Source organism: Desulfomonile tiedjei (genome assembly GCA_016212925.1).
Classification (GTDB): Bacteria; Desulfobacterota; Desulfomonilia; order Desulfomonilales; family Desulfomonilaceae; genus JACRDF01.
This window is the reverse complement of record JACRDF010000010.1, coordinates 1-14,383: the sequence shown is the minus strand read 5'-3', so window position 1 is coordinate 14,383 and position 14,383 is coordinate 1. Positions and strand designations below refer to the sequence as shown.

General features: G+C 53.0%; 12 protein-coding genes. 4 read left to right on the top strand and 8 right to left on the bottom strand.

The features are described 5' to 3' along the window. Positions 1-7: 7 nt before the first annotated feature. The 3 genes from HY913_04065 to HY913_04055 all read right to left on the bottom strand — a co-directional run bounded on the left by HY913_04065 (position 8) and on the right by HY913_04055 (position 2,691). Complete coding sequence (locus HY913_04065; protein MBI4962429.1) at positions 8-1,165, bottom strand: ABC transporter permease; 1,158 nt, start codon at positions 1,163-1,165, stop codon at positions 8-10. Between the two features lie 10 nt (positions 1,166-1,175). Beyond that, the gene (locus tag HY913_04060) at positions 1,176-1,658 is read right to left on the bottom strand and encodes a DUF2318 domain-containing protein (GenBank protein ID MBI4962428.1); all 483 of its coding nucleotides are present in this window, start codon (positions 1,656-1,658) and stop codon (positions 1,176-1,178) included. A gap of 88 nt (positions 1,659-1,746) precedes the next feature. Beyond that, complete coding sequence (locus tag HY913_04055) at positions 1,747-2,691, bottom strand: heavy-metal-associated domain-containing protein (GenBank protein MBI4962427.1); 945 nt, start codon at positions 2,689-2,691, stop codon at positions 1,747-1,749. 1,647 nt (positions 2,692-4,338) lie between these two features. Between HY913_04055 and HY913_04050 the strand changes: the two genes are divergently transcribed. Beyond that, entirely contained in the window at positions 4,339-4,953 is a 615-nt protein-coding gene (locus tag HY913_04050) for a DUF3786 domain-containing protein (GenBank protein ID MBI4962426.1), read from the top strand. A gap of 597 nt (positions 4,954-5,550) precedes the next feature. Here the strand turns inward: HY913_04050 and HY913_04045 are convergent. The 5 genes from HY913_04045 to HY913_04025 form a co-directional block, all read right to left on the bottom strand. Beyond that, positions 5,551-6,432 (bottom strand): phosphoribosylglycinamide formyltransferase, encoded by an 882-nt coding sequence (locus HY913_04045; protein ID MBI4962425.1) that lies wholly within the window; start codon positions 6,430-6,432, stop codon positions 5,551-5,553. Positions 6,433-6,614: 182 nt separating this feature from the next. Beyond that, positions 6,615-6,908 carry a hypothetical protein gene (locus HY913_04040; GenBank protein ID MBI4962424.1) on the bottom strand — a complete coding sequence of 98 codons (294 nt, stop codon included), beginning with the start codon at positions 6,906-6,908 and terminating at the stop codon, positions 6,615-6,617. Beyond that, complete coding sequence (locus HY913_04035; GenBank protein ID MBI4962423.1) at positions 6,905-7,744, bottom strand: ABC transporter permease; 840 nt, start codon at positions 7,742-7,744, stop codon at positions 6,905-6,907. Before HY913_04035 ends, HY913_04040 begins: the two co-directional genes overlap by 4 nt. Positions 7,745-7,918: 174 nt before the next feature. Continuing rightward, on the bottom strand, positions 7,919-8,896 hold the full coding sequence (locus HY913_04030) for an ABC transporter permease (protein MBI4962422.1): 978 nt from the start codon (positions 8,894-8,896) through the stop codon (positions 7,919-7,921). Between the two features lie 6 nt (positions 8,897-8,902). Then, positions 8,903-10,567 (bottom strand): peptide-binding protein, encoded by a 1,665-nt coding sequence (locus HY913_04025; GenBank protein MBI4962421.1) that lies wholly within the window; start codon positions 10,565-10,567, stop codon positions 8,903-8,905. A 308-nt stretch (positions 10,568-10,875) separates the two neighbouring features. Between HY913_04025 and HY913_04020 the strand changes: the two genes are divergently transcribed. The 3 genes from HY913_04020 (at position 10,876) to HY913_04010 (ending at position 13,933) form a co-directional block, all read left to right on the top strand. Further along, positions 10,876-11,190: a hypothetical protein gene (locus tag HY913_04020; GenBank protein ID MBI4962420.1), complete on the top strand. Its 315-nt coding sequence runs from the start codon at positions 10,876-10,878 to the stop codon at positions 11,188-11,190. 35 nt (positions 11,191-11,225) lie between these two features. Beyond that, the gene (gene serS / locus HY913_04015) at positions 11,226-12,503 is read left to right on the top strand and encodes a serine--tRNA ligase (GenBank protein ID MBI4962419.1); all 1,278 of its coding nucleotides are present in this window, start codon (positions 11,226-11,228) and stop codon (positions 12,501-12,503) included. A 266-nt stretch (positions 12,504-12,769) separates the two neighbouring features. Then, entirely contained in the window at positions 12,770-13,933 is a 1,164-nt protein-coding gene (locus HY913_04010; GenBank protein MBI4962418.1) for a class I SAM-dependent rRNA methyltransferase, read from the top strand. Positions 13,934-14,383 lie beyond the last annotated feature (450 nt).

Genomic DNA, 14,383 nt, shown 5'->3' with positions numbered 1-14,383 from the left:
ATCCTCCTTAAAGAGTGCGCAGGGCTTCACTTGGGTCCATCCTGGAAGCGGTCATGGCAGGATAGAGAGAAGCGACGAGACCCAACACGACAGCGAGGAAAACCGCTCCGACTGCCACGATAGGATCAAGGGTGAAATGAGCCACATTCTCGCTCAAGAAGCTCAGCAGGACACGAGTGGCCCCAATTCCGATTATGTAGCCTATGACCCCGGCCATGATGGAAACCACAGAGGCCTCAAGGAGGATTATTTTCATGATATGAGACTTCCTAAAACCGATTGCACTGAATATCCCGATCTCACGGGTGCGCTCGGTGACACTCCCCATCATGGTCACAAACACCACCATGGAGCCGACCAGCAGCACAAGACCGGAAATCCCCAGAGAAAACTTGCGAAAGTTGTTTAACGTGTCCATCCGGCCTTCCACTACTTGTTGCACCGCAGTCACCTTGGCAGCCGGTATCTTCTCGCCGATCTGAGAAACTATTTCCGAGATCGGACAGTTCTTGCAAAGGGCCGCGACCTCTACCATCGCAACCTTGCCTTCCTTGCCGAACACTTTTTGTGCGACCGGCAGCGATAGAAATATCAGGCTGTCATCCTGCGAACCGGTGGGCTCAAGCACGCCGGCCACTCTGAAATCAACTCCCTGTATGTTCAATTGAGAGCCTGGATGCACCTGAAAACGTTCCGCTGCGTCTTTGCCCAACAGGACATCCGAGCCGCCCGAAGGCTCCTCGCCGGTGATCCTCCACCACTTCTTCAGAGAAAACTCCGAGGAAAAGTCCACTCCCACAGCCAGAGCTTTATGCCCCTGATTCTCAAATACGCCGAATATCTTTGGGCTGACGATGCGAATGTTCGCGGCATTGGGGATGGTCCTTATTTTCTCCACATCCTCGGTGGATATCTCTTTGAGATCAAAAGAAAGGCCGCCCAGGCTGAGTCCGCCGTAGGTCAGAGACAGCCCTTCGGTTCGCGGCGTGACGAGGATGTTGGCGCCGAATTCATCCATTTTATGCGCTATGTCTTCTTCGAGGATGCGAGTCGTCGTAAGAAGGGCCACCACAGAGGCGACACCAACCAGCAGGCCCACGACCAGAAAGAACACCTTTCCTTTTCTGCGTCTCAGATTGTTTATCGCTATATCGTGAAGCTTCATTAGTGCCTCCTTATTGGAAATATCGGAGCCCGGACAGAACTTCGTCTTGGGTGATGATGACATTGCCGTCCTTAACCGTGCGGTTCAGAGGATGAGGATTGCAACCGCCTCTGACCTCATTCACCTTGTCGGTCCGGAACTTCAGGCCGCAGTTTATGCAGACCATGTCGTTCGCCTTCTGGACGTAGCCTTTCCTGGATCGATAACAGACCTCGCAAGCGTCCACAGCGGCCCTGATAACGCCATCCGTGCTTTTGACTACAAAAAAGCGAACCTCTTTATTGGGCGCGTGCTTGTACACGAAATGTTTGGCCTTTCCATCCTCAAACGCGGATGCCGGAAATTGGAACACACCGTTCTGAGGCTTTACTTCGGCACAGGGAACGGTAAAGTTTCCGGTGGCAGCGAAGCCGATGGACGGAAGGATGCCGAAAGCGATTACGGCAGCAACAAAGACACCGCAAGCAAATGCTTTAATTGAATTTCTATTCATGATTCTGGTCTTCCTTTGCTTTTCATTTCTTTCAATGTGAAATTCCGTGAGCCGGGATGAACGAAACCCGGACGTAAGACGCCCTGCCCTACTGAGCGACCAGGGTCTTCAACTCAGTGGCCTGTCCGATCATCCGAGGCCAAAAAGACTTCCACTCGATTTGGCCGGCGCCGGCATGCAGTTTTTCTCGGAAGGCTAGATCCACGACCTTGACGTCCGCTTCTTTGAAACGTTCCGTCATCCATTCAACGGCTTTCTGGCTCTTTGCTTTAGGATCTTTAACGCCTTCGAGCACGTTTTCGTCCATAAGCTTACGAATTCCGAGGCGTTGGCCGACGACCTGGTAATATTTCTCCGGTGAGCTGTACGTGGTCGTCATCCAGGCTGCAAATTCGTCTTTGGACACTCCTTGGCCCTTAAAGATGGTTTGGACTTCGGTTTCGATCTCGTGAGGTTGGATCACCACGGTTTTCGCGTCCGCGGCCTGGAGAAGTATTTCCTTCCCCACCACAGAGAAGAAAGCCGAAGCAGGGTCCTTGTCTTTGGTTTCGTTCTTGTCCGCCGCGAGCGGAACTTTTATGTCTTTTGCGAACAGAGGCTTTCCGTTGACCGTTGCCACTACACCGTCGGCGCCCCCTGTTTCGCCGGACTTGAAGATCCCGTCCAACTTGATGGGATAGCCGGCTTTAGCTATTGCGTCTTTAATTTGATCCGGGCCGGTTTGTTTCTCTCGGTATTTAACCGTCACATCCTGCGCTGCCAGGCTGACATCGGCCTCAACTACACCCGGCAGCTTTGCCGTAACTTCTTTGACCGTAATGACGCACGCGGGACAGTTCATATTGTTAACTGTGAACCTGGAGGCAACCACATCGCCGGTCACCATTCTGTAAGCTGCGTACCCTCCGCCTGCCAGGACAAGGACCAACGCCACGGCCATGCCTGCTCGACGAAGCTTCCCGAGCGAAACGTTGCGGCTCGCAGTGTCAAGGGTCGCCATATCTATCTTTTTCATTTCTTTTTCAGTTGCCATACGACCACTCCTGTGGAATCGCTTCCATGCGAATGAATCGCAGCCAACAGGCATGATTCAGTCCATGGGTAGTTTTGATAAATCTTTGAAACTAGACTACGGGATTAGAACAAAGATGGATCAAGCGGGAGATCAACAGCGCAGCGAGCAAATCTGAAGGAAGGCGGGATTCCCCGGTGGCGCCTCTTCGTTTATTACGTTTGAGGATACCTGGGAGGTCGCGTCTGAAGGAGAAACTACGTTGGCCATAGAAACGAGTGGAACTCGAACCGTAGATTCATCTACCGAGTAACCGGAAAGCGCAATAATCTGCATTTGTTCCAGACATCGGCATACCGGACAGTCTGGTTGTATTGTTCGCTTCGAGCAGCACGATTGAAAATCAACTGAACTATTGGGGCAGCAAGATTTTGTCATCCCCGCGGGGACCGTGCGAGCGGATGAATCCATCGCACAGCATGATTGCTGGTGCGCGGAAGCGGCCTTGGCAAGATCAGCGCTACTGTTGCAGCAGCACGGAATCATAGAGGCAGGGAGAACCGTCACCCCTATCAATGACAAGCACGCTATAATTGCAATAAAACGACTCAGCATTACATCCTGTCTTTGCAGGCAATTCCTTACTGACAAAGTTTACCCGCTTTTTCTTTAAAGTCAAGTGGGTTTGTAGTGAATGATTGAAAAACCCTCAACAGAAGCCCTTGTTTGGCCTGTCGCTCAAGTGGCGACCTGGCTTACAGTTTAATACACTCGAAAATTAGAATCCTCGCGAAAAAAAATCGAAATCTATTGTACTTCCTTTCAAGCCTGCTTCCAGCGGCCCGCCTTGGATAGGGCACGGCACGCCGTGCCCCTACCACTGCCATGCCGTGATAGCGGTATTGTGCCCCCGCAGTTGCTTTACAGCTGTAGGGCGGTTCAGGGCCGTCGAAATAGAGAATTGGCGGGGATAGCCCAGCCTACAATCCAGCTTCGAGCACCACCTCATTCCCCGTAGGGCGGCCCGCGGCCGCCGTCTTTGACCCAATGGTGCCTACACCTTCACCTGCAAGCCCATTTATGCCCATCCGCTTTGAAAGGAATGTACCGGGTGGATTCGAAATGTAAGGGCACGGCATGGAGACTGTCTCCAAAGTTCGTGAAAGGTTCACATCGTGCTACGAATTGAACAACAGCGGCTCACGATGGGTAGCCCGGAGGCTACGGCCTCCGGGTGCCGCAGGCACAAGAGGTCTGGACCTGTGATATTGCACTGGAATCATTGATGAAGGCAGCAGGCCCGAAGATTGATGTGGCCACCAGCCCTCCCGTCGCTGAGCGACCGGCTGGTGGGACCGGCATCTTGCCGGTCATCCCAATAGACAGGCTGGAAGCCTGTCCCACCACACGTCCGGGCTACCCGCTTCCAGCGGCCCTCCCTCAAACAGGGCACGGCATGCCGTGCCCCTACCAACCCGGTTCCGCGCAATCGCATATCTTGTGGCCGGTGCAAAGTGCGCTCATGCCTTCGCCATAAAGAATGCTCGGTCAAAATCCATTGAGTGTCGAAGGGGTAAAAAGTTATATTGATTGAAAATCTGTAAGACGGCGGTGTACAACACCTTCGTTCATCAAGTCCCCACCGAACTCCCTAAAGGAATGTAAATCATGGCTTGTGCAGCGCCTAATCCTTTGCACTGGGAAGATCTTCGGAGCCGTTCCAGTGAGCAAATCCTGCGACATGACGGCGTCAAGCTGTCATCTCAGAATCATGGCTACGAGGTCTCTTTTCTTAATTCGGTCTACCTGGTAGATACGGTTTCAGAACGTATAGCCGAACTTGCTCCGAATCCGGATCGAGAACTCCCCGAGGAATTCCAGATCCTCCTCATCAGATATCTCGTCTCCAACTACGGTGGCCCCATAGACGGCAAGAACGCCAGCGAAAAGGACTTCCCCGGCGGTGTGACCTTCTTTCAAGGGCCGCATGCTCTGCATACCCCTCCCATTGCAAAGATCTACGGCCGAGACCCCGAAGCATTCGAAAAGCGCTGCCGGGAACTAGGCGCCACGAATGTTCCGTACGGTGACAAGGCCATGCGATTCCTGCCCTTCCCTCAGATCCCGATCACTTACGTCCTGTGGAAAGAAGACGACGAATTCCCCGCATCCGCGTCCGTCCTCTTCGATAGCTCTATAATTCGATGGTTCCAACTGGATATGATCTTCACCCTCGTGCTGGTGGTCACGGAAAGAATCATCGAAGGTCAGAGGAAGAAGTGAGGGGAGGAGGGGAAGGAAAGAGAAATGCGGAGGGCAACTTTTGTGAACAAAAGTTTCCCCCCGCAACCCTCCTTCAAAAAACTTCCTATCATGGGTTAATTTTGTGGGTGAGGCCCCAGCACTCGTCGTGAGCGCTCCAACCTCTTGAACCGCTTGCAGATAGCTCCGGGCGCGGCGGGCACAGCCCCGCCCTACAACTTAGGCCCAATGAGTAAAAAGTTTGCTTGAACCCTATTGACCATATAAGCCGATTACCAGTGGATAAGAACCTTCATACCTGAGAATCGCTTCTGCCATGGACTGTGCGAAGCCATCTCGGCCGAGCGAATCCTTTTTACAAGACTGGATAGGTCGATCAGGTTGAAACATCTCGCAGTTCCTCCGATCAACAGATAATGCCACTTTCCTGAAGACCCGCGGCAGCTACCCAAGTCGTCTCTCTCCTGCGCCGCAGGCGCCATGATGCAAAAGTCTTTGGAAGGGGGGCGCGGGGGGAAACTTTTCTACAGAAAAGTTGCCTCCCGCATTCTCCCCTCCTTTCTTTCCTTCTTCTCTTCTCTTCGCTACTCTTCTCTTCTCTTCTCTTCTCTTCCTCCCCTACCCTTCGTCGCTTCTCCCTTCGCTTGCCACGATTTCTTCGATAGTGGGGGTGAGGTCTACGCCTTGTTGGAGCAGTTGTCCCGCGGCCCAGATCTTCTTGTCTCGGACTGAGACGTTTCCGTGGGCAAGTTCTCTGATTGCGCCTCGGAGGAGCGGAAGTTCGCGTATTTCGCCTTCAGCACGGATTTTCTTGAATAAGGGATGGCTTTCTCTGGGTTCAAGTGGGGCGTCGGGTTTTATGTCTCTTTTCCACTGTTCCCACAAGGGCTGCCATTCCCGGCCTTGGATGGGAAAGCGACAGTAGGAGATGACCGGGCCGCGGTCGAGTTCCTTGGTGACCAGATGCACCATGATGCCTTGTTCTTGGGCTCCTTCTGCGATCAGTTGATGGATGACCTCCTGCCAGGTCCCTTTCGGGCCCCACGGAAGAGCGGGATGGATGTTCACCATGTCCAGGCCCTCAAGCTCGGGATCTCCGATTATGAGCATGTAGCCGGCCATAACCACCAGATCGACCTTTGGGAGCATGGAGACCAGTCGCATGACCTCTTTGCCGTACAGGTTGCGCCATTGCTCGAGCGCGGGGGAAGCATCCGCCGCGGACCGGCTTTCCTCCAAGCCCTTTTTTCGCAGTTCGGGCAGGAATTTCACGTGAGAAAGAGTCGCGACCGGGATGTTGAGACTGGCAGCCAGATCGAAGAACATCTCGCGCTCACGATACTCTTCGTTCGGCTCAGCATCACCGGTCTCTCGGTGACAGAATATCCAGTCTATGGATGCAGGTATTCCATTGGCCGTTATGTCCACATGCACAGTCTGAAGCAGATTGCGCGCCGCAGGATCACGACCGGTAGAAAACCACCCTATGCGAAGAGCCATGACACCAGACCTCCAAAGACGGCAGGGTATAATAATTTTTAGGAGAATTCTCGGGGAGCCCCTTTTTGTTCGGGCTCCCCGAACCCCTCCCCAAAAACTCTTATATCTTGCCGTCCTTGCCGCCTGAGCCGGCAAGGACCTGAACAGATGTTGCTGAGCAATCAAAAAGGTATTCGGTTTCTTCATATGCGGTTGAAAAACATTTCAATGCGCTTTGAATCTTCGAGACGGTCACCGCAGAGTATATTGAAACAGGCTGCGCCGGCTCTTATGCGGTTGGCACCGCGTCGGAGCCTCGGAACCATACCAAACAATCGCACATAAGTTTTTTGAAGGGGGGTGCGGGGGGAAACTTTTTTGTAAAGAAGTTTCCCCCCGCAATTCCTTTCTTTTCTTCTTTCTTCTTCTCTTCTCTTCTCTTCTCTTCCCTTCTCTTCTCTTCTCTTCTCTTCTCTTCTCTTCTCTACCCCCTTCACCGTCGCAGGCGGGGGTCGAGGGAGTCGCGGATAGCTTCGCCGAGCAGGTTATAGCCCATGACGGTTATGAAAATGGCCACGCCGGGGAAGACGGACAGCCACCATGCGATTTCTATGTTGTCTTTGCCTTCGGTGAGCATATTGCCCCAGGAGGGGTCGGGCGGCTGGACCCCGATTCCGAGGAACGAAAGGCTCGATTCGACCAGCACGGCCGCTGCGACACCGAGAGTTGCGGCCACAAGGACCGGTGCCATAGCGTTAGGCAAAATGTGTAGGAAGATTATCCGGAGATCGCCCGCTCCCTGGGCAATCGCGGCCTGGACGTAATCGCGTTCGCGTATGCTGAGGAATTCTGCCCGTACCAGACGGGTCACACCCATCCACGAAGTCACTCCGATGACCACCATTATGTTCCATATGCTGGGTCCGATGAAGGCAATCACAGCCAGGATGAGGAAAAACGTCGGAAAGCACAGCATGATATCCACGAACCGCATCACGACACGGTCGGATAGCCCACCGTAATAGCCGGAAACAGACCCCAGAAGCACCCCGATCAGAGTGGATATTCCGACAGCCACAAAGCCTACACTCAAGGAAACCCCTGAGCCATAGAGGATTCTGGAAAGAACGTCCCGGCCCAGCATGTCCGTCCCCATGTAATGGTCCCACGTGGGAGGGGCAAGGATATGAGCGGTGTCGATACGGTCGGGCGCGTACGGCGCCAGGCTACCGGCAAAGATGGCCACAAAAAAAAGAGCGGCAACAACAAATAACCCTACCATGCCCATCTTGTTCTTAGCGAGGCGGCGAAGGGTATCTCCTAGTAGAGTCATTAGCTATCTTCTCTGGACGAACTGATCGCTTGTTTATCCGAGCGTTTCGGAAATTGGCCCAAATACCGCCGGACGCGGAACCGGCACGGAGGCCCTGCCCCTACTCTTCCTTGAAGAGCGTTTCCTCGTTTATCGTGGTTCTGAAATTCAAGGTGTTTCACCCTCACCCCATCATCACCCTGAGACCCTGATCCTGGGGTCCGCAAGGGAATAGAAGAGGTCTGCCAGCAGGTTCCCCAAGAGTGTCAGAACCGCTCCGATTACCAGAATGCCCATTATGGTCGGGTAATCCCTCATCATTACGGATTGGTAGAAAAGCTGTCCCATTCCGGGAATCGAAAAAATGGTCTCGAAAATGACGCTTCCTCCTATCAGGCCGGGGACGGACAGCCCGAGGAGAGTTATTACAGGCAGCAGGGCGTTTCGCAGCGCGTGTTTGAATATTACCGTGGTCTCGTCGAGTCCCTTTGCGCGGGCTGTGGTGATGTAGTCTTGCCGAATCACTTCCAACATGTTCGATCGCATGTACCGGCTATACCCTGCCAATCCTCCGAAACCGGAAACAAATATCGGCAAAATCAGGTGCTTTGCTATGTCGAGGATTCGTCCGGCAAAAGAGAGGTCCGCGTAATGCAAAGAGCGGAACCCGGAGATGGGGAGCCAGTTAAGTTGCACACCGAAAAGAATCATGAGCAAAAGGGCAAGCCAGAACGTTGGGATGGCAAAACCGAGGAATACGAATACAGTGGTCCCTTTATCAAAGAACGAGTCTTGCTTCACCGCGGACATGACACCTATCGGGATCGCCACGATAAGAATCAAACTCATCGAGAGTGCGTTTATCAGTAGAGTTATGGGAATGCGCTCCAGGATCTTGTCTATAACGGGCCGGTTGTCCGAAGCGAAGGAGCGGCCGAAATCCAGCATCAGCATGTTCCTGAGCCACTTGAGATATTGAACGTGCATAGGTTCGTCGAGCCCGTAATGCGCACGGATTCTCTTGATGGCCTCTTCGTTCATATTCGGATTGAGGTCCGTAATAAGGCTGACAGGATCGCCCGGTGCGACCTTCATGACGGTGAACGATATTATGGTGATCCCCAGCAGCACCGGTATCATAAGCAAGAGACGTTTCAGAAGGTAAAAGCCCATAGGCCCTCACGGTTCGATGTGGTACTTCTGAAGAGGCTTCGGAACATACCATTTTATGAAGTTATACATTATTCCTGCGGCCGCGGGTTCAATCCCGTGAAACCGAGAACTTGTGACCGGCAGGGAATCCTGGACAAAGAGGAAAGTGTACGGCTGATCCTCCGCGATTATCTCTTGGAATTTGTCGTAATACTTCTTTCGCTCCTCAGGGTCGTAAGTGGCAGCGCCGTCATCCAACAGTTGGTCCACTTCCGGGTTTTGATAGGTGATAAAGTTCAGTTGCGTCTCGCCCGTTTTTTTCGAATTCCATATATCGATCTGGCTGGGATCAATCCCGATCCCCCACCCGAGCAAGGTGGCTTCAAAGTTTCTCTTGTTGATGAAGTTCTTGAGGAACGCAGCCCACTCGATCACGCGGATGTGGACCTTTATGCCGACCTTTTTCAGATCGTTCTGGATGATTGTGGCGGCATTTTTGCGAATGTCGTTGCCGTGGTTGGTGAGGATTGTGAATTCAAAGGGTTTTCCATCCTTGTCGAGGATGCCGTCTCCGTCGGTGTCCTTCCATCCCGCTTCCGCGAACATCTGCTTGGCTTTTTCGGGATCGTACGGGAACTTCTTCACGTTATGATTGTACCACATGGTATCAGGTTTGAACGGTGTGTCCGTCACCTTCCCGAGGCCGAACAAAACTCCACTAACTATGCTTTCCCTGTTGATCGCGGTTGTGAGCGCCTGACGCACTTTCTTGTCTTTGAATTTCCAATCCTGAAGATTGTACCCGAGGTAGCTGTATCCAAAGGCCAGATATTTGTATTTGACAAAATTCTCCTTAAACAGTTGCGAATCCGTTTGCCTGGTGTACTGAAGCGGGGTTAGCCCCATTTGGTCCACTCTTCCCGCCTTGAGTTCCAAAAACATGGTTGCCAGGTCAGGTATGGTGCGTGTTAGAACCCGGTCAATGTACGGCCGACCCTCGAAATAGTCATGGTAACTGTCAAGAATTATCTTTTCGCCGGTCTTCCATTCAACGAACTTGTACGGGCCTGTCCCGATCGGGTGTCTCTTCAATGGGCTCTGGGTGACATCCTTGCCTTCCAGCAGATGGCTGGGGTGCATGGCCTGGCCCCAGGAGCCCAGCGCGGGCGCATACGGCTTGTCGTACGTCACCTCGACGGTGTAGTCGTCCAGAACTCGGAATTCCTTCACTTTCAGAAAATCGGTCGCGTATGCTGTCGGCGTCTTTGGATCAACTATCAATTTGTAGGTGTATTCAACGTCCTTGCTGGTAAATGGCGTACCATCCTGCCATTTCACGTCCTTTCTGAGAAAAAATCGGATGGTGAGCTTGTCGTCGGATATGTCCCATTTTTCGGCAAGGTCGCCTTCGAGCTTGATGTCCTTGTCGTATCTCACCAGGCCATTATAGATGAGGCCTGTAATTTCACCGCTGGCGGAATCTGAAACCAGCACAGGAAGCAGAACCGAGGCATCGCCTATGCTTCCACGGATTATCATGTCGCCGTAAGCAGGCTCGTACTGCTTCTTTGCAGCCGGCGGTGTCTGCTGATTGCCCGCGGTGGTTTTCGATTCTTGCGGCGCCTGCCCGCATCCGGTTGTTAGACATAAAGCGGCCAAGGTGACTAATATGGCGATCTCTTTCAATTTCATTTGATCCTTCCGGTTCAACACTCCGAGGGAATATAGTCAAAATAACACCGGGGGGCAAGGGAAAGGAAGGGACCGGAAAATATGGCAACGATTCACTTACCTGCGGAAATTGACGGTTCTGTGTCATTGCGAGGAGTGAAGCGACGAAGCAATCTCAACGGCCAAAGGTAGAGATTGCTTCGCTCCGCTCGCAATGACAATCCTTAGCGCTGTAAGCGAATGGTTGCAAAATAACGGCGGAAACGGCTTGCACCGGTCGAAATGAGTTGGTAAGTTGAAATTCGCCATGTTAAGTCAGGAGATCGACGTTGGACGAAACGCAACTCACTCAGAAACAACGCAAGTGGTTGGAAGCCTCCCGCAAGATAGGTCCCGGAGCCATGACCCGCACCGAAAGGGAGACTTTGGAGAGACTTTATGCAGATATGCTTCCACGAGAACAGCAAGAGCTTAAGGCCTACATAGAGGAACAGTTCAGCAAGAAAGAGCCTGAAGGGCAAGGGGTCGAAGATCCGACGGCGAAAATGGAGCGGAAAGACTGGACGCCCCCTTCCCCTGCCCTGAGGTCGGCGCTGTCAAGGGTCCAGGTCCTCAAGCCCAAAGATGTTAAAGACAAAAGCTGAATTAAATAAACCGCGCAAATTCCAAGGAGTTCCTTATGCTTGACATCGCCTTCATCCGAAGCAATCCCGACTTGATAAAGGAAGGCATACGCAAGAAGCGTATGAAAATGGACGTAGATGAGCTGCTTGCCGTAGACGACGAGCTAAGGAAACTCAAGGCTGAGGCGGAAACGCTCCGCGCGGATCGCAATCGGCTGTCAAAGGAGATCCCGAATCTCAAAGGAGACGAAAAAGACCGGGCAGTGGCGCAGGTCAAGTCTATCCGGCAAGGACTCAGCGAAGTTGAGCCTAATCTCAGAGAGGCAGAGGAACGCTTCGAGCGACTGATGCTCATGGTCCCGAATCCGCCGCTGCCGGAGGTGCCGGAAGGCGAGTCAGACGACGACAACGTAGAGGTGAGGTCCTTCGGCAAGCCCGCGAAATTCGACTTCCAGCCCAAGGATCACCTGGAATTGGCCGAGAGCCTGGATATCGTAGATATGGCCAGGGCGGTCAAATTCGCGGGTGCCCGCATGTACTTCCTGAAGAATGAAGGTGCCCTGCTCGAATTCGCACTTTTCAAATTCACCCTCGATCATCTGTTTTCCAAAGGCTTCCAGCCCATGATCGTGCCTCAACTGGTGAGGCGGGAAGCCATGATAGGAACGGGCTTTTTTCCACTTGGCGAGGAAGACACCTTTTTTGTGGAAAAGGATAACCTGTATTTGATCGGCACATCCGAGGTATCTCTGGTCTCTTACCATATGGACGAAATTCTCAACGAAAAAGACCTTCCTAAGCACTATTGCGGCTATTCGTCTTGCTTCCGCAGGGAAGCCGGGTCTTACGGAAAGGACACTCGAGGCTTTTATCGCCTCCACCAGTTTAACAAAGTGGAACAAGTCATCATTTGTGTGAATGACCCCGAAGTTTCGCGGCAGGAACATATGCTTCTTTTGAATAATGCGGAATCCATCATGCAGGCACTAGGTTTACCGCATCGGGTTGCACTGGCCTGCACCGCGGAAATAGGCCAAGGACAGGTCTTGAAACATGAGATCGAGACGTGGATGCCGAGCCGCCAAAAATACTCGGAGACCCATTCCTGTTCCACTTTGCACGAATTCCAGGCACGAAGGCTGAAAATTCGTTGGCGCGGGAAAAACGGAAAGACTCAATTCTGCCACACTCTGAATAATACCGCGGTCGCGTCGCCAAGAATCCTGATCCCGATCCTGGAGAATTTCCAAAACGAGGACGGAAGCGTTACAATCCCCGAAGTGCTCCGCCCCCTGATGAACGGCATGGAACGTATAGAACCGAAGAAGCAGTGACGCAATTGCGGGGAGGCCCTTTTTGTAAAAAGGGCCTCCCCGCACCCCTCTCCAAAAACTTCTATATCTGTCCGCTGGGCAGCTTCCGCTGGCAGCGGAAGCTGCCCAGCGGACAGATATGAATTCTTTTCATGTGCGAGTCGAAATACTTCCTTGCAGAAAAATTTCCTCCGCAACATCCCGCTATTTAGAGGTGCGGCCAGGTATGCCTAACCGGCATCAAGAATTCGTAGAAGGCACTTGGGGGTGAAGGAAGAAGGGCTATCATGATAACTCTGAAGAAAAATGCAGACAGACGAATTCGAAGAGGCCATCTCTGGGTGTTTTCCAACGAAGTAGGACATCCGCCGGTGTCGGAACTGGAGGCCGGGTCGATTCACGAACTTCGCGATGCAGGCGGTGAGTTTCTCGGTATGGTCTATGCCAATCCGGCCAGTCTGATATGCGCTCGCATCCTGTCCCGCCGCAGAGTGGAAATCGACGCGCTCTTTTTTCGAACCAAGATAGAGTCGGCTCTGGAGCTGAGGAAACGCATCTTTCCTTCAAGAGACTCGTACCGGGTGGTGTTCGGAGAAGGAGACCTCCTGCCGGGCCTGATCGTTGACCGCTACGCCAGGTATTTGGCCGTCCAGAGCCTGACGGCGGGAATAGACGGCCTTATGAACGAAGTGCTGGAAGCCCTCATAGAGGTCCTGTCTCCCGAGGGGATTTATCTGCGAAACGACGCGCCGGTCAGGGCTCTGGAAGGATTACCGCTGGAAAAGAAACTGGCCCATGGATCTGTTCCCGACATGGTCACCATAGCGTCCAACGGATTGAAGTTCCTGGTGGATATTCCCAACGGGCAGAAAACCGGCTTCTATCTGGACCAGGAATCCAACAGATCTCTGGTGAGACAGTATGTTTTCCCGGGCGCACATGTCCTGGATCTCTTTTGCTATACGGCGGCGTGGGGCATAAACGCTGCTGCATCAGGAGCGGATAAGGTCGTCGCGTTGGATTCGTCCCGAGGGGCGCTCAGTTTAGCTGTTTCGAACGCGGCCCTTAACGGCTTGGATCAGAATTTTTATGCCATCAGGGAATCCGCCCTGGAGTTCCTGAAAAAGAGCCGCGACACCTGGGATGTGATCGTCCTCGATCCCCCCGCGTTCATCAAGAGCCGCTCCGGCTTCAAGGAAGGGCAGAAGGGTTATATTGACATCAACCGGAGAGCAATGGGCAAATTGAATCCCGGAGGAGTGATCATTACCTGTTCTTGCTCGCATCATCTCACCTCGCAGGATTTCGAGGAGTTGTTGTTGAGTGCCTCTCGGCAGAGCGGCCGTGACCTGCGAATCCTTGAGGTTCGAGGTCAAGGCCCGGACCACCCGATCCTCCTCTCCATGCCTGAAACCCGGTACCTGAAGGTAATTGCTGCGCAAGCCTTGTGATGCCGGTTTGCGCTGGGTGCCACTGACCTGGGCACCGGGTCAGTGCTGATTTGGACCTATGGCAATTGCCAAAATTGATGTCCGTTGGCCCCCAACGGCCCTCCTGCCATTTCTGCTTTGCTTACCCCGTCGTTCCCGCGAAGGCGGGAACCCAGGGAATCCAGCGAGACGCGGGACTGGATTCCTGCTTCCGCAGGAATGACGGAATGTGGAATCATACCAGTTCGCTATTGTTTTCTTAAAACACGTTATGTGAGCTGTCATTGCGAGAAGCGAAGTCCCGCGTCCGGCGGGAAAGCGATGTCCAAGCGCTGAGATTGCTTCGGGCTTGACGCCCTCGCAATTGTAGATGTTAGATAATTCGTGGACGAGGTATCCTCAGACAGGGGTAATAAGTCCATGAGAATCAACAGCCAAGATCAGACGATAAAGAGGAACTACATCCAGAAG